Below are 19117 nucleotides of genomic sequence, written 5' to 3'. Positions count from 1 at the left end.
ATTATGTAAACAGGCTTGAGATATCATTTCCTTTCAAAGGATGTAGTACAGAAAAAGCGCGAACGAGCTAACGGTACGGCTGGCCGGCAATCCAGCCTACGATGGATTTACGGTTACCCGAAGTGACCGGTAACACCCTATGAATGGCATAGGAAGGAAAGATAATAGCAGTTCCTTTGGTCTTCGGTGCGCTCACGGCGTTATGATTGATCATGAACTGCAGATCGCCGCCTTCATACTCTTCGGGATCGGAAAGCTGCACGGTAATGCTGAGCTTACGATTGGAAACGTCGCCGGCGCCATAGTCCATATGCCATTCAAAGAAATCCTTCTCGCCATAACTGGCCAGCTGCAATTGCGTCTGGAAACCGGTAATGTCGAATTTAAAACGGTTGGTATTGACCTGCAGGCAGGCGGTAGCCAGCTTATCGTAGATCCAGTCTGTTTCCTTCCCGGTATTGATAAACATAACCCTTGACTTGCGCAGATCCTCGTTGTGGTGATTGTCGCCCGACTTATTGACGCCGGCGGCTATGATCTGCTCCTCATCCCAGAGCTGCCGTATCTTTTCCACTTCCGCATCGGTGAAATAGTTGGTGAGCCATACATAATCGACCAGGTCATTATTGAAATCTTTTCTTTTGATATTCTGTACCTGCCGGAAAGGTTTGATCACTGCCATGGTATATTCTCGCTTGGGTTGATGACTAAATTTTCAAGGTGGAAATTAAAACAAAAAAACAAAAGCATCGTTATCATCCCTGGCTTACTGCAGGATCATCAGCTTGGCATAGGCCAGCATGATCTTTTTGTCGCCACCACCACCGGGAAAGTTGATGGTCGCTATACGGTTGTGTGCGCCGCCTTCCAGCCTCTTAATCGTACCAACACCAAATTTCTGGTGTTCTACGCGCGTGCCCTCTTCCATATCTTCCGGATCACTCGACACAAAATTGGCGGAAGGAATATGCGTGGTCACTTGTGCCTGGGCCTGTTTTTGCGCCATCACGCGGGCGGCATCGCTGGTACCGGTTTGGGCCCCGCGCACCGGCTGCTGCTGTGTTTTCTCCCTGGGGTTAAAGGTGCGCTGCTGTGCGCTTGCGTTACGGGCTACAGCACCAGTGCGGGCGCCGGCCAGTCCGGCAAAGCTCCTGTCCATATACTCCTGTGGCACCTCGTCGATAAAACGGCTCGGCTCGTTCTGCACGAGTGAACCGAACCGGTAGCGGCTATTGGCAAAGCTAAGCCACAGACGATGCTTTGCCCTGGTGATCACTACGTAAAACAGGCGGCGTTCCTCTTCCAGGTCTTCCCGGTCGTAAAGGCTCATTGCCGAAGGGAAAATATTCTCTTCCAGGCCTACAGCAAACACACAAGGGAATTCAAGCCCTTTAGCAGCATGTATGGTCATCAGCTTCACCACGTCCTGGTCCTCTTCGCCGTTCTTATCCGCATCGGTCAGCAGCGTGATATTCTGCAGGTAAGTGCCGAGGCTTTTGTCAGTCAATTCACCTTCCTCATCGGGTGTTTCGGTATATTCCTTGATCGCGTTCAACAGCTCCTGTACGTTCTCGTAACGGGCAAGGCCTTCAACCGACTTATCATTATACAGCTCTTTTACCAGATTGGTATGCTTTCCTACGGCAAAGGCCACTTCATAGGCATCAGACTTGGAGAGCGTGGACTGAAAGCTCCTGATCATGATCACGAATTGTTCGATCGCAGCAGCAGCAGCGCCTTTCAGGCCTGCCAGCTGGGGCTGCTGCAGCGCTTCCCATAGCGTAATATCTCTTTCGTTGGCGACAATAATGGTGCGCTCAAGGCTGGTTTTACCAATGCCCCTTACTGGGTAGTTGATAATCCTTTTCAGGGCTTCCTCATCCTGTGGATTCACCACCACACGCAGGTAGGCGATAAAATCCTTGATCTCCTTACGCTGGTAAAACGACAGACCGCCGAAAATGCGGTAAGGAATATTGAGCCGGCGCAGGCTTTCCTCGAAAGAGCGGCTCTGCGCATTGGTCCGGTACAGGATCGCAAAATCCTTATTGTAATAATGGTTCCGCAGTTTTTGCTCGGCAATAGCATCGGCCACAAAACGGCCCTCGTCATTATCCGTAAGCGTGCGTACGAGCTTCAGCTTTTCACCTTCACCATTATCTGTCCACAGGTTCTTGGGGATCTGGTTCTTGTTAAGCCCGATCACTTTGTTGGCTACATTGAGGATATTCTGTGTGCTGCGGTAATTCTGTTCGAGCTTCACCACCTTAGCGCCTTCGTAATCCTTCTGGAATTTCAGGATGTTCTCGATCGTCGCGCCGCGGAACGAATAAATACTCTGCGCATCATCGCCTACCACGCAAATATTTTCGTGCACAGCGCCCAGCATCTTGATGATCTGGTACTGTGCGATATTGGTATCCTGGTACTCGTCGATAAGAATGTAGCGGAACTTATGCTGGTATTTGGCCAGCACATCGGGATGCTTCACCAGCAGTTCATACATTTTGAACAGCAGGTCGTCAAAGTCCATAGCGCCGTTGCGGAAGCACCGGGCGGCATACTGTGCATATAGCTGTCCCAGCAGGGGCCGTCCGCTGCGGGCATCTTCCTGCTGGATAAAATGGTCCTGCATGTATTCTATCGGCCCCATCAGGTTGTTCTTCGCTGCAGAAATGCGACCGTACACATACTGTGGCTTATAGAGCTTATCATCCAGGTTATTTTCATTGATCACGCTCTTCAGCAGGCTCTTGGCATCGTCCGAATCGTAGATCGTAAAGCTGTTGGGATAGCCTATCTTATGCGCTTCGGCACGCAGGATACGGGCAAATACGGAGTGGAAAGTACCGATATACAGGTTCCGGGCCTCATTGTTGCCCAGTATTTTCTCGATACGCTCCTTCATCTCGGCGGCAGCCTTATTGGTAAAAGTAAGCGCCAGTATGTTGAATGCATCTACCCCCTGCTTCATCAGGTGAGCAATGCGGGTGGTGAGCACTTTCGTCTTGCCGCTGCCCGCGCCGGCCACGATCATCAGCGGGCCTTCCATATGCGACGCAGCTTCCCTTTGCTTGTCATTCAGTTCTTTTAAATAATCCTGCATAGTGCGCGAAGTTACGTAGGAAATTCTGCATCAGCAGGGCGGGTTATCCCCATATAGAGAACACACATATCGATTTAAAGCCATACAAATACAATGCGTTCAGCATACCTAACTTTACTGCAAAAATACCGGTGCCCCATCCCGGAATAAACCAAATCGGATGACACAAAAGAGAACAGCCCGGCAACTGATCGGGCAATGGGTAGCGGCTTTCAACCGCGCCGATGCAGATACCCTGGAAAGCCTTTATGCCGAACATGCAGTTAACCATCAGATGCCCCATGAGCCGGTGAACGGCAAAGCGGCCATAGGCCGGATGTTTCGCGACGAGTTTGCCGCAGCGCCGGATATGCATTGCATACCCTTACAGATCATTGAAGAAGACGACTGGGCCGTGCTGGAATGGCGCGATCCGAAAGGTTTTGGCGGCTGCGGCTTTTTTGAAGTGAAAGAAGGTCTTATCCATACCCAAAGGGGTTATTGGGACAAGCTCACCTTTAACAAGCTGTACCATTTATAAATACGTTCAAAAAAACAGAGGCCGTCGCGCGACGGCCTCTGTTTTTAAAGGATAATATAAGCTTTCCGGAATAGCTTAAGCAGGTTCTCCTTCATGATCGCTATCAGAAGGATAGGCCATCGTTACTTCATCAGAATCGGTCGGATATTTTCCGGTTGTAAATTCGTCGCTGTCCGAAGGATGCTTCAGGGTCACATAAGGATTATCGCCGCCCTGCAGCGTTTCTTTTTTTACCTGGCTCTCCAGGAAAAGGGAAAAGAAAGGCTTGCCACTTTGTTGCTTCTTCATATAAAGTCGATTTAAGGGTAGAACACAAATTTAGCGAGGGCCACTGCAGAAAACATGCAGTGACCTTCCTTAGCCCCAGATGCTTCAGATTACAAAATTTGATCCTAATTTCGGGCCGTAACCGGCCTTGCCAGCTTGCACCAAAACCATTCCGGATGAATAAGCTTCTCTTTCTTTTCCTGCTGCTCCTTGCGCAGCATACCTTTGCCCAGAACACGGCCACTACCCGCCCCTTTACTATTGGCGTGATCGACTCACTGCCATCAAAGCTGCTTGGCGAAACACGCACCCTCAACATTTACCTGCCTGCAGGCTATGGCCAGGATCCCAAGGTTACCTACCCGGTGATCTACCTTCTTGACGGCGGCGCCGACGAGGATTTCATCCATATCGCCGGCCTGGTACAGTATTTCAACTTCCCCTGGATCAACCGCTTCCCCGAATCGATCGTCGTTGGTATTGCCAATACCAACCGCAAGCGCGACTTCACCTATGCCGTTCCCAACCTGGATTTCCTGAAACCAATGGGTTTCGATAAATCTACCTTCCCTGCTTACGGCGGCTCTGCCACCTTTATTAATTTTATCGAAAAGGAGCTGCAGCCCTATATCGCCGGCCATTACCACATTGCTCCCGGTAAAACCCTCATTGGCCAATCCCTGGGCGGCCTGCTCGCTACAGAGATCCTGCTCAAAAAGACCAGCCTGTTTGATACCTATATTCTCATAAGCCCCAGTCTTTGGTGGGGCAATGAATCGTTGCTGCGGCAGAAACCGCAAGCCGGCAAGCCCAAAGTGTACCTGGCCATCGGCAACGAAGGCACGCCTATGGTGCCCGATGCCAAACAGCTGGCTGCCTGGCTGAAACAGAACAACATTCCTGTCGTATTCGATTACCTGGGCAACGAAGACCATGCTACTATAGGTCACCAGGCCGTTATGAACGCCTTCAGGCAACTGTATCCCGCACCTAAACAATAGCCTTCATCATGCGATGGATCATTCTTTTGCTCAGCCTTTTTAATGGCTTGTTCATGCTTGGCGATGGCATATATGTCCTATGCAACGGCAAATATATAGGCCCGGAAAAGCCGGGCCCCTGGGCCTTATTGTTCTATCGCCTGCATATCGATGTATTCCGGCTGGGGCCGCTGTTCATTGTTTACGGATTACTGTGGCTGCTGTTCGTATACAGCTTTGGACGCAAAAAAAGCCGGGCATACCCGATGGGCATCGTCGTGGCCCTGTCTACGCTATGGTACCTGCCTGTGGGCGCCCTATTTTCGCTTATCGTGCTGATCCTGCTCCTGCTTCTCAGGAAAAGGAGCAGGATATAGTCGCAGGCTGTACCTTTGTTACAGTTAATCTATGCCGCTATACCATACCCTTCAGATCGGCGCATTCCATACCCTTCATTGCGACGACTACCTCATCAGTGAACATATCGGTCATCAAAAGCTGCTCTGCGCCGTCATGGACGGCTGCACTATGGGCGAGGACAGCTATTTTGCCGCCACCCTCACCGGTAAGCTGCTCCGCAAGATTGCCAGGGAACGTTTTTTCCTGGAGCCACATCTGCCCGCGACGGCCGTTTCCACCGAAGACCTGCTCCGGCAGGTATTGCAGGAGCTGTTTGCCGCATTGCGCCAACTAAAGAACCAACTGCTGCTCGACACACGCGAGCTGCTCACCACGCTCATCCTGCTGATTGCGGATAAAGCTTCGCAAACCGGAGCGGTCCTGGTACTGGGTGATGGTGTCGTCGGCATCAATGGCCATACTTATGTGTTTGACCAGGACAACCGCCCCGATTACCTCGGCTTTCATCTTGATGAAGATTTTGATCAGTGGTATGCCCGCCAGGAACAAAAGATAAGCTTCGATACAATGGAAGACATCGGCATCGCCAGCGACGGCATTTTATTGTTCCGGCAGCTTAAGGCCGGCTATTGGCCCGCTGCCGATCCGGTAGCTTACCTGCTGCAGGACCGGGACCTGTCTGAAAAAGAGGATATGCTTGAGCTGAAGCTGAAAAAGCTGGAGCATGGCTTTGGTCTGCAGCCTACCGACGATCTGGCGATCATCAGGCTCATCAATGCTTAAAGCGCTCCTTGTCGGGCAGCAACCCCATATTGTCGCAATCACACCCGCAGGAACGATACGCGGCGGATTACTTTTGTATGGTCAAACCATTCCAAAATCTAAAAAGCAAAAAAACATGAACGTCTTCGGAAACAGTACGCAAAAGATCGCCACCTTTTTATGGTTCAACAACGAGGCCGAAGAGGCCATGAATTTCTATACCAGCCTGTTCGACAATTCCAGGATCGTTTCTGTAAAACGCACGGGCGACCAGGTGCTGGCCGGCACCTTTGAGCTGGCAGGGCAGCAATTTATCGCGCTCAACGGCGGCCCGCAATTTCCCTTTACCGAGGCCGTATCCCTGTTCGTCAAATGCGACAGCCAGGAAGAAGTGGATTTCTTCTGGAACAAGCTGACTGCCGATGGCGGCCAGGAAAGCCGTTGCGGCTGGCTGAAGGATAAATTCGGCTTGTCGTGGCAGATCGTGCCCACGCGCATGGGCGAGCTGCTGGGCGATCCCGATCCTGCCAGGGCCGGCAGGGCCATGGAGGCTATGATGCAGATGGGTAAACTCGACATTGCCGAACTGGAAAAGGCGGCTAACGAAGCATAATCCCTACTATCTGTTAAACAGGGTACCTTGTCGCCGGAAACGGCCGGCCAGGGCACCCTGTTTTGGCATTATGGAATTTTCTCTATTTTTATTCTAAATTCAACATCATATGGGTATCGGTTCCTGGATCATTTTCGGCCTGCTGGCCGGTTTTATTGCCAAGCTGATCATGCCGGGCAAAAATCCGCAGGGTTGCATCATTACCATCATCCTGGGTGTGCTGGGCGCTATGGTGGGCGGTTTTATCGGCACCCGCATCGGCTGGGGTACGGTAAGGGGTTTCGACCTGCGCAGCTTCGGACTGGCCGTAGGCGGCGCCTTATTGTTGCTTTTCGTCTACCAGGGCTTCCGCAGCAAATAGACGCTGATCGCGCCATAAGTGAAAACCGTTTCCTTTTTGCCCAAAAAGGATTAATTTTGCAGTAACAATTGTCTTTAAGATGAAAGAAAATAACAATCTCCGGATTATTATCCTTTGTGCTGCATTGATCCTGATCGCGGCGATTTCCCGTATCATCAATGCAGAAACCCATTGGTACAATTTCGGTCCTTTGGTGGCGATCAGCCTTTTCAGCGGTGCTATCCTGAAAAACAAGACGGCGGCTTACCTGATGCCATTGGCTGCCTATTTTCTTTCTGACCTTTACTTGCAGCTGGTACACCACAATGGTTTTTATGGTATCAGTCAGTTCTTTGTGTACGGCGGCATGGTGCTGGTTGTTTTCCTGGGTACCCTGATGAAAAAGGTCAATGCGCTTAAGGTGCTGGGCTTTTCGATCAGCGGTTCTCTACTGTTCTGGGTTATTTCCAATTTCGGTGTATTCCTGAGCGGTTATTATGGCCCCGGCTTCAGCGGCTTATCCGCTACTTACCTGGCTGCTATTCCTTTCTACAACAAGGACGGCGTGAGCACGGAACTGTTTTTTAATGCCCTGATTGGCGACCTTATTTTCAGCGGTCTTTTGTTTGGCGCCTATGCCCTTCTGAAGAACAAAGTAGCTGCTCCCAGGGCTATTGCCGGTTAATTTATCTATTACAATTGAGTACCTTATAACAACGACGCAGATTGTTTTCCCTGAAAATGATCTGCGTTATGCTTAAAAGGCCTGTCGTGGCCTGTAAATGATCCATAGTGAAATCAGTAGCGTTCCATACACTAGGCTGTAAGCTGAACTTTTCCGAAACCTCCACATTAAGCAGAACGCTGGAGGCGGAAGGTTTTTTAAAGAAAGAATTTGAAGAGGAAGCCGATGTATACGTCATCAACACCTGCTCGGTAACCGAAAATGCCGATAAAGAATGCCGGCAACTGGTGCGCCGTATCCAGCGCCGGGCACCGGAATCACTGGTAGTGATCACGGGCTGCTATGCCCAGCTCAAACCCCAGGAGATTGCCTCAATACCCGGTGTAGACCTGGTATTGGGCGCAGCGGAAAAATTCAATATCGCAGAACACCTGCGCGAGCTCTCCAAAGGGGACAGCGCTAAGATATGCAGCTGCGAGATCGAAGATGTGGAGGGCTTTCATGCCTCCTACTCCGTCAACGACCGTACCCGTACTTTCCTGAAGGTACAGGACGGCTGCGATTACAACTGCAGCTTCTGCACCATACCCCTTGCCCGCGGGCATAGCCGCAGCGACAGCATCGAAGGTGTGCTGGAAAATATAAAGGAGCTATCACAGGCAGGCACCCGCGAGGTCGTATTGACCGGCATTAACCTGGGCGACTTTGGCAAAGGCACCCATGGTGGCAAAAAACGCGAGGAGACTTTCTTTGAGCTAATACAAGAGCTGGACGCCGCCGAAGGCATAGACCGTTACCGCATTTCTTCCATAGAGCCCAATCTCCTGAGCAACGAGATCATCGATTTCGTGGCGCAGAGCAAACGATTCATGCCCCATTTCCACATTCCACTACAGAGCGGTAGCAACGAAATATTGGGACAGATGCGCCGCCGCTACCGCCGCGAACTGTACGCCGATCGCATAGCCCATATCAAAGCGCTGATGCCGCATTGCTGCATCGGTGTGGATGTGATCGTAGGTTTCCCTGGTGAGACGGAGGAACTATTCCGGGAAACTTTCGATTTCCTGCACGAGCTCGATGTTTCCTATTTTCACGTCTTTACCTATTCCGAAAGAGCCAACACACTGGCTATAGATATGCCCGGCGCGGTGCCCATGCATTTGCGCCACGAGCGTAACAAGATGCTACGCAACCTTTCCTATCAGAAAATGCAGTATTTCACAGAGCAGCAATTGGGCAACAAACGGAAAGTACTGTTTGAAAGCGCCGAGAAAAGCGGCATGATGGAAGGCTTTACCGACAACTATATCAAGGTCAAAACGCCTTTTCGCGAGGAGTGGGTGAATGAGATCGTGGATTGGGAGCTGAAGTAGTTGGCAATTGTTGAGTTGGCAGTTGGGGAGTTGGCAGTTTATGAGTTGGCAATTTATGAGTTGGCAGTTGACAGTCCAGAAATCGCTTTACTGACTATTGCTTTTTGTCAATTGCCAACTATTTTTTTGCCAACTATTCCTTGACAACTAGCCTTTGGCGTTCAGACTACTTTGGCGTTCAGACCGACGAGATCGTTAACGCGCTCTTTCCTGTAAATCGCTCTTTGCCAATTGCCAACTATTTTTTGCCAACTAATAGCCTTTGTCGTTCTGACCGCTTTCGTGCTCAGACCGACGAAACCGCTTTCATGTTCCGACCGGCGGGATCATCAACGCTTTCCGACCGGCAGTTTCCATCACCTTATTTGAACACCTGGTACACCAGCAAGGCCGCCAGGTAAGCCATACCGGTCATATAGGCCAGTTGCACCAGGGGCCATTTCCAGCTTCTTGTTTCCCTTTTTACGATAGCGATCGTGCTCATGCATTGCATGGCAAAGGCGTAAAAGATCATCAGGGAAAGGCCGGTGGCCAATGTGTACACTTTGGTGCCATCGGGCCGGCGCGCATTGGCCATTTTCTGTCGTAGCGGTACGCTGGTCTCATCGGCGCTACCCACACTGTACAAAGTAGCCATGGTACCCACAAATACTTCTCTTGCCGCAAAAGAGGAGATGAGCGCGATCCCCATTTTCCAATCATAGCCCAGGGGCCTGATCGCCGGCTCAATCGCTTTGCCCAGCATACCGGCATAGGATTGCTCCAGCTTATCTGTTGCTTTCTGCTCTTCCTGCTCCACGCTGAGCTTACCGCCATGGGCCAGGCCAAGCGCAGCATAGCGCTCTTCAACAACTTTCATTTTACCGGAAGGGCCGTAGGTCGCCAGCGCCCACAGTACCAGTGCGATCACCAGGATCACCTTACCGGCATCGGTCACGAAGATCCGGGCTTTCTCGTACATGGTAATCAGCGCGTTCTTCCAACGCGGCGCCCGGTATACCGGCAGCTCCATTAAAAAAATGCTGTGTTCGCGGTTCTTCATGATCAGGCTCATTACTTTCGCTACGATGAGCGCCATAAAGAAACCCAGCAGGTACAATCCCATCATGACCAGGGCCTGCAGCTTGAACACACCCAGCAACATCGTATCGGGGATCACCAGGGCAATCAGGATCACATAGATCGGTAACCGGGCCGAGCAGCTCATCAGCGGCGTGACCAATATTGTAATGAGGCGTTCCTTACGGTTCTCGATAGTACGCGCGGCCATTACCGCCGGTATCGCGCAGGCCATACCACTGATGAGCGGCATTACAGAGCGGCCGTTGAGACCGGCTGAGCGCATCAGGCGATCGGTAAGGAAGCTGATGCGGGCCATATAGCCGCTGTCTTCCAGCAAGGTGATAATACCGAAGAGCAAAGCGATCTGTGGCACAAATACCGCAATGCCACCGATGCCGGCGATAAGCCCGTTGACCAGCAGATCGCTCCACCAGGCTTCCGGCAGCCATTTGGCCATACTGCCCTGCAGCCAGGCAAACCCACCTTCGATCCAGCCCATGGGAAATTCGGCCAGCCAGAATACGCACTGGAACATGAGGAACAGGATCACCAGCAGGATCACATTGCCCCATACGCGATGCAGCAATACTTTATCCAGCCGCTCGGTGAATAGCTGCTTCTTGAGCGGGCTCTCCTCTACTACTGTACGCTGCATGATACGGCCGATGCGCTCGTAACGCAGCATCACTTCTTCGGCCTGTATTTTCCCTTTATGAAATTCGTGCTGGCTAAGCGTCAAGCGTATCTGCGCCTGCTGCCCGTTATTGAGAAATTCTATTTTATCTACACCGAAGGCGAGGTGTAGTGCGCCGTAATCGCTCTCCACACCGGACAGCTCTTTTACTGCCTTAATGGCCCTGGTCGCCAATGTCGCTACGGGTACAAAGTCGTTCTGTGGCTGGAAGGCACTTTGCTGTACTTGTGCAATTACTTTTTTCAGATGTGTCAGCCCTTTATTTTTCCGGGGATTGACTACTACCACCGGCACCCCCATTTCCCGTTCCAGCCCCTTGACATCTATAGTCGTGCCCCTTTGCCGCGCAAGATCCATCATGGTGAGCACGATAATGACCGGTAGCTTGAGGTCGATGATCTGGGAGCAAAAAAGCAGGTTACGTTTCAGGTTGGAAGCATCGGCCACTACCAATGTCAGATCAGGACGGTCTTTCCCGGCAGGATTCAGCAACACTTCATAAGCAACATATTCATCCGCACTTTTGGGATAAAGGCTGTAGGTACCCGGGAGATCGATAATACGGGCCTGTAGCTCCGGTGCAATGAGTGCCCGGCCGGTCTTCTTATCTACGGTAACGCCAGGAAAGTTGCCGACCTTCTGATTCAGGCCCGTGAGGGCATTGAACAAAGAACTTTTCCCGCTGTTGGGATTTCCGGCTAATGCTATCTTATACGTTCCTGTCATGAAGATGTGGGGCGCAAAGGTACTAAATAGATGAGGCCAAAACCCGGCAACGATACAGAAATGACAATTGTGTGATAAAAGCCGGTGGTCCCGGCAATAAAACCATTATACGGTGACCGACCAAGCAAAATCGGCTTCGATACCGCCGTGGAGATCGATTTGCACCGAAGGCTCTTCGCGCAGGAATTCCATTTTCATGACAGCTCCTTTGCCCTCGACTTGCATGTCGCGTATGGGCATATGCCGTATAAAATCGACAGCGCCCAGGCCATAGCGCTTGAAAGCGGCCTCCTTTGCCGCCCAGGCCAGGGTAATGCGCGCGGCATGGTTGTTGCAGAGCGCCTGCTCTTCCGGCGACAGGAATTTGTATTGGATGCGTACGATCTTTTCCTGTAGCGTTTGCACGTCGATACCTACTGCCTGCGGCGCAACAGCTACGCCCACAAAGGGAAACGAATGGGATATGGAAAAACAAGGGCCGTTACCAGGGAAATAAGGCTTCCCCAGGTGGCTTACCTCGATATGATCCAATGACATTTCCGGCAGGAGATACTGCAGGAGAAAGCGGCCAGCCAGGTGTTCCAGGCGGCGCACAGCGCTTTTTTTATCGGTTTGCAGACCCGTCTGCGCTTCAAAAAAGGATTCCGGCTCTTCGACCTTCCAAATGGCGACCCGGGTATTTTTCCCAGGCTGCCATTCCTGATACATGGGCATGCGCAAAGATACTATATTGCCGTCTCATGGCGACTGCAACAGGATGAAACAGCACACCCGTATAGGCGGCAGGCTATCAATTTCTTCTCTTATCCTATCATAATATGTTTTGTTGCGGAAAATTTGCATTCCGTACCTTCGCAGTTCAAATACTATAATTATGTTGAAAACCGGAAGCACTATCGTAAGCATATATACCGAAATGACGCCTAACCCGGAGACCATGAAGTTTGTGGCCAATAAGCTCCTTTATCCCGGCAAAAGCATCGACTTTCCCGAGGAAAAAGACGCCACACCTTCGCCCCTGGCCCAGGAGCTCTTCGGCTTTCCTTTCGTACGTGGTGTCTTTATCGCCAGCAATTTTGTAACGCTGACAAAAACACAGGAAACCCTTTGGGAAGAGGTGATCCCTTCGATCCGCCAATTCCTTAAAAATTACCTGGAAGAAGGTAAAGCAGTGATCAACGAAGAGCTGGTACCCATCAAAGAACCGGACTATGCGGTGAGCGCCGATGATAAGGAAGTAGTTGAACGCATTAAGGAAATGCTGGAAAATTATGTGAAGCCCGCAGTAGAGATGGACGGCGGTGCGATCAGTTTCCGCGGTTACGACGACGGAGTGGTAAAGCTGATGCTGCAAGGTAGCTGCTCGGGCTGTCCTTCGTCTATGATCACGCTGAAGTCGGGTATTGAAGGTATGATGAAAAGGATGATCCCTGAAGTGAAGGAAGTAGTAGCTGAAGCCGAATAAGCACAACAATCTGACAAAACGATAATAGAAAAAGAAGGTTCCCGTTTACGCGGGAACCTTCTTTTATTCTGCCGCTACTTTAGCGGCCCACATCATCTCAAATACTTTTTGCTTCAACCCGGCTACATCATCGACGGCAAAGCCGTCTACCGGGACCTCGGGCAGGAAGATCGCCCGGTTGACGCCGGGCCGCCACTGCCAGAAGCCGCTGTAATGCCAGCGCTTGACGGCGTCGGGGAAGACTACGGGCAGAATGGGCGTACGGGTACGCAAGGCCAGCCGGAAAGCCCCGTCGTAGAAGGACTTAAGGGGATCGGTAGTTTCATTAAAGGTTCCTTCGGGAAAAATAAAGATGCTGCCTTCCCGCTGCAGGGTACGGCGCAGCATATGTACGCTCCTGAATTTACTTTGCGCATCGCTGCGGTCAACCAGCACTGCCATTTGCTTATACAGGAATCCAAAAAGCGGGATACGGGCCAGCTCTATTTTGGCCAGGGGCCGCACAAAGAAAGGAATGCTGCGAAAGATGAGCGGCGTATCGATATAAGAAGCGTGATTGGCTACTACTATATACGGCTTACCTTTTACCGGCTTCTGCTTATAGATCCGCCGTACCGGCATGCCAATGAGGAAAAACCACACATAGCTCCATCCCCGGATCAGCTGCCATATAGCTTTCCGGCCCCAGCCTCCGAAAAGACTAAGCAATAAGAAGAAAGGGAATAAGCACAGGAAAAGGGCGACAAACCAGAGCATCGCCCAGATCACATAAAGATAACGCATGCCTCAGCTTTACTTTTAAGCGCCGGCGCCAGGCATCCAGCCGCGGCCCAGGGCTTCGCGGAAAGGCCAGGGGATCGTAGCGAGGATCAGGATAAGGGCGATAAGGAAACACCAAAAGGCCTTATTGAATTTTTTCTGATCGCTTGCAGCCTTCTTGGTGGCCGAATAACCGATATGTACCAGGATAACGCTGATGAGCATGCCAATAAGGTGTTCCACAGCAAAGAAACGCAGGGCCTTATCGTGCATCACTATGCCCATATCATTGTTCTTAAGGCTGGCAAAACCCCATACCGGACTGCTAAAATACAAGTACAGGCCTATCAGCAGCTGCAGGTCCATAGTGATCAGGAAGAACAGTGCCGGGCGTTTGTCGGCAGCGGTGAAGGCTTTGCCGCCTTTCCGGCCCGACGCCATTTTAACGATCGCCCATATGGCTACGATCAATACGATCCAGCGCAGAATAGCGTGCAGGTGTAACATTCCGGTATGCATAAGCCAATGCGTTTTAGAAATTTGAAAGGGGTATTTACAAAATCAGCATAAAAAGTATGCGTACATCCTCTTTATGCTGAAATTGATATAAGTCAAAAAAGATTATCCTACCAGGGCTTCATACGCTTTGGCATCCAGCAATGCAGCAACATCGGCGGGATTGCTTACCTGCATTTTGATCATCCATCCGGCGCCATAGGGATCCTGGTTCACCGATTCCGGCGCACCGCTCAACCCGCTGTTCACCTCGGTGATCTTACCGCTTACCGGCAGGTAAAGGTCGGATACGGTCTTTACAGCTTCTACTGAACCGAATACGTCGCCTGCATTCAGCGACTGGCCTACCGTTTCGATCTCTACGTAAACGATATCGCCCAGCTCGCGCTGTGCAAATTCAGTAACGCCTACGGTAGCGACATCTCCTTCGAGCAGCACCCATTCGTGTTCTTTGGTGTATTTCAGATTTTCAGGAAAATTCATTTCGGTTCAATTTTTATGAGGCGAAAATAAGTGAAAAAAATAACAAAGCGACAAAATCGTCTCTTCAAAATATTACGCATCCACACTCCTGCGCAGCTCTTTGGTAGAGGTGAGCCTGCTGATGGTAAGCCCTTGCACGATGATGGAAAACAGAACAATAAAATAGGTGATCGCCAGGAACAGATTCTTGTTCAGGTCGTCGTCGATCGACAATGCCAACGCAATCGATACGCCGCCGCGCAGGCCGCCCCACACCAGGATGGTGATCGTCTTACGGTCAAACTTGTTGCTGCGGAAAGGGATGATCTTTGAGGGTATCCAGATAGAAAAAAAGCGCGCCGCCAGTACAATGGCAATGCAGAACAAACCGATCTTCCAATACAAGGTAAGATCGGGGATCACCAGCAGTTCGAAGCCAATAATGAGGAACAGCAGGGCATTGAGCACCTCGTCGATGAGCTCCCAGAACTTATCCAGGTAATCTTTGGACACCTCGCTCATGGCCTTGGTACGGCCGTAGTTACCCACCACAAGGCCCGCCGCTACCATGGCCAGCGGTCCCGACATGTGCAAACCATGCACGATAAGATAGCCGCCCATAACGATCGCTAGCGTAATGAGCACATCGACTTTGTAGTTATCAATCCGCTTCATCATGCTCGATCCCAGGAAGCCCAGGAGCAAACCGATGGCCAGCCCGCCCAGGGCCTCTTTGGCGAGCAACAGCGATATACTGACGAAAGACAGGTCCACCTCTTTACCCTGTGCTACCTGCAGTAAGGTAACAAACACTACCACGGCAACGCCGTCGTTGAACAGCGACTCCCCCGCAACTTTGGTCTCCAGCGTTTTGGGTACGCCGGCCTGCTTCAATATGCCTAACACAGCCACCGGATCCGTAGGCGAGATCAGGGCGCCGAATACCAGGCACTGGATCAGCGGCACTTCGAAGTGCAGCCAATGTAAGGCATAATAAGACAGAACACCGACAAAGAAGGTGGAGATGATCACACTTACGGTAGAGAAGACCACCACCGGTATCCGCTGTTCTTTAAGGTCGCTCATATTGATGTGAATGGCGCCGGCAAACAGCAGGAAGTTGAGCATAGCGCCCATCAGGATATCTGCAAAATCGAAATCGTTGAGCAGGCGGGACAGGCGGTCGAAGGTATGGGGAAAAATATTATTGGTTGCAAAGAGGCCGATAGATACCATCAATGCGATGAGCATGATGCCAATAGTTGCAGGGAGCTTCAGAAAGCGGGCATTGATGTAGGCAAAAATAGCGGAGAGCACAATAAGCACAGAGAAAGAATAGTATAGTTCCATAAGTCAAAAAGCCGGTTTAGTAAACAATGCGATCTGGCCGAAGATACGGAATCTATATCTTTGTTTCCATGAACGAACCAGGAACGGCACCCGCCATTGAGCTCATTAACGTGTCTAAAAGCTACGACAGGCCTGTATTGCACAATATTAACCTGACGATCCCCCAGGGACAAGTGACCGGCTACATTGGCGCCAATGGCGCTGGAAAATCCACTACAGTAAAGATCCTCACCGGCCTCATTACCGCTTATGAGGGGCAGGTTAATATTATGGGCAAAGACTTCCGGCAGCATACGCAGGAGCAGAAAGCGCTCATAGGTTATATACCCGAGAACGCCGTGCTGTACGAAATGCTGACGCCTGTAGAATACCTTCAGTTTATCGGCGGCTTGTACAATATGCAGGAAGCGGTGATCGAAGACCGCGGACGCCGCATGCTGGATATGTTTGGCCTGTCTGATGCGCTGCACCAACGTATGGACGGCTTTTCCAAAGGCATGAAGCAAAAGGTGCTTATCACCTCAGCGCTGCTGCACGACCCGCAGATCATACTCATGGACGAACCCCTGTCGGGCCTGGACGCCAATGCGGTGATCCTGCTGAAGGAGATCATCGGCGGCCTCAAGAAAGCCGGGAAGACGATCCTTTACTGTTCTCACATTATGGATGTGGTCGAAAAAGTATCGGACAGGATCGTGCTCATCCGCGACGGGTATATTATGGCAGACGGCACCATGAGCGAGCTGCGTGCGCAAGCCGGTACCGAAAGCCTGGAAGATATCTTTGCGCTGCTCACCGGCCGCGATCGCAGTCACGACCATGGCAGCGATTTTATTTCGATCTTTAACAAAGAAGGAGGGATCAAATAAATGGACCGTATTTTCCTGTCGCTGATAAGCATACTGGCTCCTTTATGGCGCCTGGCCGGCGCCGACAGCCGGCAACTGCTGCATATCCTGAGGCTGAAGACGACCCTGTCCAACCGGGCGCCGGTATCGTTGCGGTCGGGGAGCAAAAAACAGTACAATTTTCCGCCCCTGGTACGGTCATTGCTGAACATGCTGCTGCCGGCCTTGCTGGGCATTACCTATGTTCCCATGCTGCTGCTGGTCCCCGACAAAGAGGTGGGCCTGCTGCTGGTAACCTTTTCTTATTTCCTGTTTGCGACACTACTGCTGGTAATGACCTTTTCCAGCCAGCTTACCGACACCGCCGATAATGTGATCCTGCTGCCCCGGCCGGTCAACAGCAGGACCATGATCCTGTACCGTCTGCTGTTCATGGCGTACAAGTTCCTGGCAAGCGCTATCCCGCTATCATTCGCGCCGGCTATTGCGCTCGGCATCAGGGACGGCTGGATGCGGGGCTTATATTACCTCGCGCTCACGCTGCCGGGCCTTACGATCGTCTTTGCAGCCATACAGCTGTTGCTCATTGTAGTGCTGCGATTTGTTTCGGGACAACGGTTCAAAAAACTGGTTTATTGGTTGCAGATCATCTTTATCGGCTGGGTCTACCTTTGCATGCAACGCTCATTTCTTGACAAGCTGGAGCGTACCGACCTGTCGGTCGTGTTGCAGCATACGACATTATTGTCATGGATGCCGCAATACTGGATCACCGAGGCCTGGATGCATACAGCGCCCTGGTGGATGTACCTGGCGCTTTGGGGCGGCCCCGTCATCTGCTTCCTTTTCATCGTCAGAATACTGGCGCCTAAGTTTTCGGAGCGCCTGAGCGAAATGGGATCAGGTTTCGAAACTGCCTCCAGGAGCAGCATCAGAAAAGCCCGGCGGGCAACAGGACAGAAGAGCTATTTGTTGCTGAAGCATCCGGCTGCCAAAGCCGGATTCCAGTTTGTGCGTAAGTTTACCGGCCGGGTTACCGAATACAAAATGATGGTGCTGCCCGCCTATGCTTACGTTATTTTCACCGCTTTTCCCCTGCTCTCCGATATTTGGAAATTGCTGAGCACCGGAGCGGGCCACATTAAGGCAAGCAGGTGTCTCTTCCCGGTATATATGTTGATGTATCCCATTACCACGGCGCTGATGAACCTCAAAGCCTCACCTCAATATAAAGCAGCCTGGGTATATGAAGTGGCGCCGGGATCGTACAGAGGCTACGTAAGGCAGGGGGCAGGTTGGGGTTTATTTACCCGGTACTACATCCCGGCCTTCCTGATCTGGTCGGTGATTTTGCTGGCGGCCACCAAAGGGGCGCTCTGGAGCGACCTCGTGCTTACCGGCTGTACCTGTACAGCCATTTATCTGCTGCAGGTTTTATTACTCTTCAAAGAAATGCCCGCTTCGATACCCGCAGAGGACCTTAAGGCGCAGAAGAGCCAGCGCTTTTTCGTCACGCTGCTTATAATGCTCCTGAGTGTGGTTGCCGGCATGGTACATGCTTTCCTCATCGTCCCGCTGTACTGGTGGATCCATTTGCTCCTCGCTGCCATGAGCCTGGCTGCGGCCTGGTTGCTATGGGACAAAATCGCCAGGAAAGCATAGAGATGCAACCCAAACACATTCAAAATGTTACCATAATACATAAACACGCTCAATGGTTGAATAGCACCCGGCTAATGGTGCATATTATTTATTCTTTGTAGCTTTGCGGCGCAAAACTATGCATATGCAAATACAGGTAATGAAGTCGAAGCTGCACCGGGTGGTCGTAACGGAAGCGGATCTGAATTACATCGGCAGCGTGACCATTGATGAGGACCTGATGGATGCCGCTAACTTTATCGAGCATGAAAAGGTACAGATCGTCAACCTGAATAATGGTGAACGATTGGAGACCTATATTATCAAAGGCATAAGAGGCAGCGGCAAGATATGCCTGAATGGTCCGGCGGCGCGTAAGGTGAGTCCCGGAGATATGGTGATCATCATCTCTTATGCGTTGATGGATTTTGAGGAAGCCAAATCATTCAAGCCTACGGTGATCTTCCCGAAAGAAGGCAACAAATTGTAATTTAACCCCCCTCTTGTGGAAATCAGAAATTGAAATTTGATTTTTGATTTTTGATTTCCATTTTATTACCGTCTCAACCGGTACCTTTACGCTTA

At 51.2% G+C, this 19117-nt stretch carries 21 protein-coding genes; 12 read left to right on the top strand and 9 right to left on the bottom strand.

The window, feature by feature from the left end:
• Positions 1 to 67: 67 nt before the first annotated feature.
• Together DZK30_RS01200 and DZK30_RS01195 are read right to left on the bottom strand one after the other, a co-directional pair.
• Positions 68 to 682 (bottom strand): 2OG-Fe(II) oxygenase, encoded by a 615-nt coding sequence (locus DZK30_RS01200; protein WP_118972257.1) that lies wholly within the window; start codon positions 680 to 682, stop codon positions 68 to 70.
• Positions 683 to 766: 84 nt separating this feature from the next.
• On the bottom strand, positions 767 to 3106 hold the full coding sequence (locus DZK30_RS01195; RefSeq protein ID WP_118972256.1) for an ATP-dependent helicase: 2340 nt from the start codon (positions 3104 to 3106) through the stop codon (positions 767 to 769).
• A 160-nt stretch (positions 3107 to 3266) separates the two neighbouring features.
• Here DZK30_RS01195 and DZK30_RS01190 point away from each other — a divergent pair, with 160 nt between their 5' ends.
• Positions 3267 to 3626, top strand: coding sequence for a nuclear transport factor 2 family protein (locus tag DZK30_RS01190; protein ID WP_118972255.1), 360 nt, complete (start codon positions 3267 to 3269; stop codon positions 3624 to 3626).
• A gap of 75 nt (positions 3627 to 3701) precedes the next feature.
• Here DZK30_RS01190 and DZK30_RS01185 read toward each other — a convergent pair whose 3' ends face one another.
• Positions 3702 to 3914: a microviridin/marinostatin family tricyclic proteinase inhibitor gene (locus DZK30_RS01185; protein ID WP_118972254.1), complete on the bottom strand. Its 213-nt coding sequence runs from the start codon at positions 3912 to 3914 to the stop codon at positions 3702 to 3704.
• A gap of 155 nt (positions 3915 to 4069) precedes the next feature.
• Here DZK30_RS01185 and DZK30_RS01180 point away from each other — a divergent pair, with 155 nt between their 5' ends.
• The 7 genes from DZK30_RS01180 (at position 4070) to mtaB (ending at position 9009) form a co-directional block, all read left to right on the top strand.
• Positions 4070 to 4894, top strand: coding sequence for an alpha/beta hydrolase (locus tag DZK30_RS01180; RefSeq protein ID WP_118972253.1), 825 nt, complete (start codon positions 4070 to 4072; stop codon positions 4892 to 4894).
• An 8-nt stretch (positions 4895 to 4902) separates the two neighbouring features.
• Positions 4903 to 5250: a hypothetical protein gene (locus tag DZK30_RS01175; RefSeq protein ID WP_162902741.1), complete on the top strand. Its 348-nt coding sequence runs from the start codon at positions 4903 to 4905 to the stop codon at positions 5248 to 5250.
• Positions 5251 to 5281: 31 nt separating this feature from the next.
• Positions 5282 to 6016 (top strand): protein phosphatase 2C domain-containing protein, encoded by a 735-nt coding sequence (locus tag DZK30_RS01170; protein WP_118972251.1) that lies wholly within the window; start codon positions 5282 to 5284, stop codon positions 6014 to 6016.
• A 115-nt stretch (positions 6017 to 6131) separates the two neighbouring features.
• Positions 6132 to 6608 (top strand): VOC family protein, encoded by a 477-nt coding sequence (locus DZK30_RS01165; RefSeq protein ID WP_118972250.1) that lies wholly within the window; start codon positions 6132 to 6134, stop codon positions 6606 to 6608.
• 109 nt (positions 6609 to 6717) lie between these two features.
• Positions 6718 to 6969, top strand: a complete 252-nt coding sequence (locus DZK30_RS01160; RefSeq protein WP_118972249.1) for a GlsB/YeaQ/YmgE family stress response membrane protein — start codon at positions 6718 to 6720, stop codon at positions 6967 to 6969.
• 79 nt (positions 6970 to 7048) lie between these two features.
• Positions 7049 to 7633: a DUF6580 family putative transport protein gene (locus tag DZK30_RS01155; RefSeq protein WP_118972248.1), complete on the top strand. Its 585-nt coding sequence runs from the start codon at positions 7049 to 7051 to the stop codon at positions 7631 to 7633.
• Between the two features lie 107 nt (positions 7634 to 7740).
• Complete coding sequence (gene mtaB / locus DZK30_RS01150; RefSeq protein WP_240432832.1) at positions 7741 to 9009, top strand: tRNA (N(6)-L-threonylcarbamoyladenosine(37)-C(2))-methylthiotransferase MtaB; 1269 nt, start codon at positions 7741 to 7743, stop codon at positions 9007 to 9009.
• Positions 9010 to 9370: 361 nt separating this feature from the next.
• On the opposite strand, the gene feoB is transcribed toward mtaB, so the two are convergent.
• Entirely contained in the window at positions 9371 to 11491 is a 2121-nt protein-coding gene (gene feoB / locus DZK30_RS01145; protein WP_118972246.1) for a ferrous iron transport protein B, read from the bottom strand.
• A gap of 105 nt (positions 11492 to 11596) precedes the next feature.
• On the bottom strand, positions 11597 to 12205 hold the full coding sequence (locus DZK30_RS01140) for a 4'-phosphopantetheinyl transferase family protein (RefSeq protein WP_118972245.1): 609 nt from the start codon (positions 12203 to 12205) through the stop codon (positions 11597 to 11599).
• A gap of 160 nt (positions 12206 to 12365) precedes the next feature.
• Here DZK30_RS01140 and DZK30_RS01135 point away from each other — a divergent pair, with 160 nt between their 5' ends.
• Positions 12366 to 12956 carry a NifU family protein gene (locus tag DZK30_RS01135; RefSeq protein ID WP_118972244.1) on the top strand — a complete coding sequence of 197 codons (591 nt, stop codon included), beginning with the start codon at positions 12366 to 12368 and terminating at the stop codon, positions 12954 to 12956.
• Between the two features lie 63 nt (positions 12957 to 13019).
• Here the strand turns inward: DZK30_RS01135 and DZK30_RS01130 are convergent, their stop codons facing one another.
• The 4 genes from DZK30_RS01130 to DZK30_RS01115 all read right to left on the bottom strand — a co-directional run bounded on the left by DZK30_RS01130 (position 13020) and on the right by DZK30_RS01115 (position 16043).
• A complete protein-coding gene (locus tag DZK30_RS01130; protein WP_118972243.1) occupies positions 13020 to 13739 on the bottom strand; it encodes a lysophospholipid acyltransferase family protein in 720 nt (239 codons plus the stop codon).
• Positions 13740 to 13754: 15 nt separating this feature from the next.
• Complete coding sequence (locus DZK30_RS01125) at positions 13755 to 14222, bottom strand: hypothetical protein (RefSeq protein WP_205529342.1); 468 nt, start codon at positions 14220 to 14222, stop codon at positions 13755 to 13757.
• A 114-nt stretch (positions 14223 to 14336) separates the two neighbouring features.
• Complete coding sequence (gene gcvH, locus DZK30_RS01120; protein WP_118972241.1) at positions 14337 to 14714, bottom strand: glycine cleavage system protein GcvH; 378 nt, start codon at positions 14712 to 14714, stop codon at positions 14337 to 14339.
• A gap of 72 nt (positions 14715 to 14786) precedes the next feature.
• Positions 14787 to 16043, bottom strand: coding sequence for a cation:proton antiporter (locus DZK30_RS01115; RefSeq protein ID WP_118972240.1), 1257 nt, complete (start codon positions 16041 to 16043; stop codon positions 14787 to 14789).
• A gap of 68 nt (positions 16044 to 16111) precedes the next feature.
• Here DZK30_RS01115 and DZK30_RS01110 point away from each other — a divergent pair, with 68 nt between their 5' ends.
• From DZK30_RS01110 to panD, 3 genes are all read left to right on the top strand, one after another.
• Positions 16112 to 16912, top strand: a complete 801-nt coding sequence (locus DZK30_RS01110; protein ID WP_118972239.1) for an ABC transporter ATP-binding protein — start codon at positions 16112 to 16114, stop codon at positions 16910 to 16912.
• Positions 16913 to 18553 carry a hypothetical protein gene (locus DZK30_RS01105; protein ID WP_118972238.1) on the top strand — a complete coding sequence of 547 codons (1641 nt, stop codon included), beginning with the start codon at positions 16913 to 16915 and terminating at the stop codon, positions 18551 to 18553.
• Between the two features lie 124 nt (positions 18554 to 18677).
• Positions 18678 to 19022 (top strand): aspartate 1-decarboxylase, encoded by a 345-nt coding sequence (panD, locus tag DZK30_RS01100; protein WP_118973361.1) that lies wholly within the window; start codon positions 18678 to 18680, stop codon positions 19020 to 19022.
• Positions 19023 to 19117: the final 95 nt, after the last annotated feature.

The organism is Taibaiella koreensis, from assembly GCF_003545715.1.
GTDB lineage: Bacteria > Bacteroidota > Bacteroidia > Chitinophagales > Chitinophagaceae > Taibaiella > Taibaiella koreensis.
Note: the sequence above shows the minus strand (reverse complement) of the source record. Positions and strands in the feature narration are given on the sequence as shown.

Excerpts from the sequence above, each read along its gene's own strand:
- DZK30_RS01200 (WP_118972257.1), bottom strand. The coding sequence starts at position 682 with ATGGCAGTGATCAAACCTTTCCGGCAGGTACAGAATATCAAAAGAAAA.
- DZK30_RS01195 (WP_118972256.1), bottom strand. The coding sequence starts at position 3,106 with ATGCAGGATTATTTAAAAGAACTGAATGACAAGCAAAGGGAAGCTGCG.
- DZK30_RS01190 (WP_118972255.1), top strand. The coding sequence starts at position 3,267 with ATGACACAAAAGAGAACAGCCCGGCAACTGATCGGGCAATGGGTAGCG.
- DZK30_RS01185 (WP_118972254.1), bottom strand. The coding sequence starts at position 3,914 with ATGAAGAAGCAACAAAGTGGCAAGCCTTTCTTTTCCCTTTTCCTGGAG.
- DZK30_RS01180 (WP_118972253.1), top strand. The coding sequence starts at position 4,070 with ATGAATAAGCTTCTCTTTCTTTTCCTGCTGCTCCTTGCGCAGCATACC.
- DZK30_RS01175 (WP_162902741.1), top strand. The coding sequence starts at position 4,903 with ATGCGATGGATCATTCTTTTGCTCAGCCTTTTTAATGGCTTGTTCATG.
- DZK30_RS01170 (WP_118972251.1), top strand. The coding sequence starts at position 5,282 with ATGCCGCTATACCATACCCTTCAGATCGGCGCATTCCATACCCTTCAT.
- DZK30_RS01165 (WP_118972250.1), top strand. The coding sequence starts at position 6,132 with ATGAACGTCTTCGGAAACAGTACGCAAAAGATCGCCACCTTTTTATGG.
- DZK30_RS01160 (WP_118972249.1), top strand. The coding sequence starts at position 6,718 with ATGGGTATCGGTTCCTGGATCATTTTCGGCCTGCTGGCCGGTTTTATT.
- DZK30_RS01155 (WP_118972248.1), top strand. The coding sequence starts at position 7,049 with ATGAAAGAAAATAACAATCTCCGGATTATTATCCTTTGTGCTGCATTG.
- feoB (WP_118972246.1), bottom strand. The coding sequence starts at position 11,491 with ATGACAGGAACGTATAAGATAGCATTAGCCGGAAATCCCAACAGCGGG.
- DZK30_RS01140 (WP_118972245.1), bottom strand. The coding sequence starts at position 12,205 with ATGCCCATGTATCAGGAATGGCAGCCTGGGAAAAATACCCGGGTCGCC.
- DZK30_RS01135 (WP_118972244.1), top strand. The coding sequence starts at position 12,366 with ATGTTGAAAACCGGAAGCACTATCGTAAGCATATATACCGAAATGACG.
- DZK30_RS01130 (WP_118972243.1), bottom strand. The coding sequence starts at position 13,739 with ATGCGTTATCTTTATGTGATCTGGGCGATGCTCTGGTTTGTCGCCCTT.
- DZK30_RS01125 (WP_205529342.1), bottom strand. The coding sequence starts at position 14,222 with ATGTTACACCTGCACGCTATTCTGCGCTGGATCGTATTGATCGTAGCC.
- gcvH (WP_118972241.1), bottom strand. The coding sequence starts at position 14,714 with ATGAATTTTCCTGAAAATCTGAAATACACCAAAGAACACGAATGGGTG.
- DZK30_RS01115 (WP_118972240.1), bottom strand. The coding sequence starts at position 16,043 with ATGGAACTATACTATTCTTTCTCTGTGCTTATTGTGCTCTCCGCTATT.
- DZK30_RS01110 (WP_118972239.1), top strand. The coding sequence starts at position 16,112 with ATGAACGAACCAGGAACGGCACCCGCCATTGAGCTCATTAACGTGTCT.
- DZK30_RS01105 (WP_118972238.1), top strand. The coding sequence starts at position 16,913 with ATGGACCGTATTTTCCTGTCGCTGATAAGCATACTGGCTCCTTTATGG.
- panD (WP_118973361.1), top strand. The coding sequence starts at position 18,678 with ATGCAAATACAGGTAATGAAGTCGAAGCTGCACCGGGTGGTCGTAACG.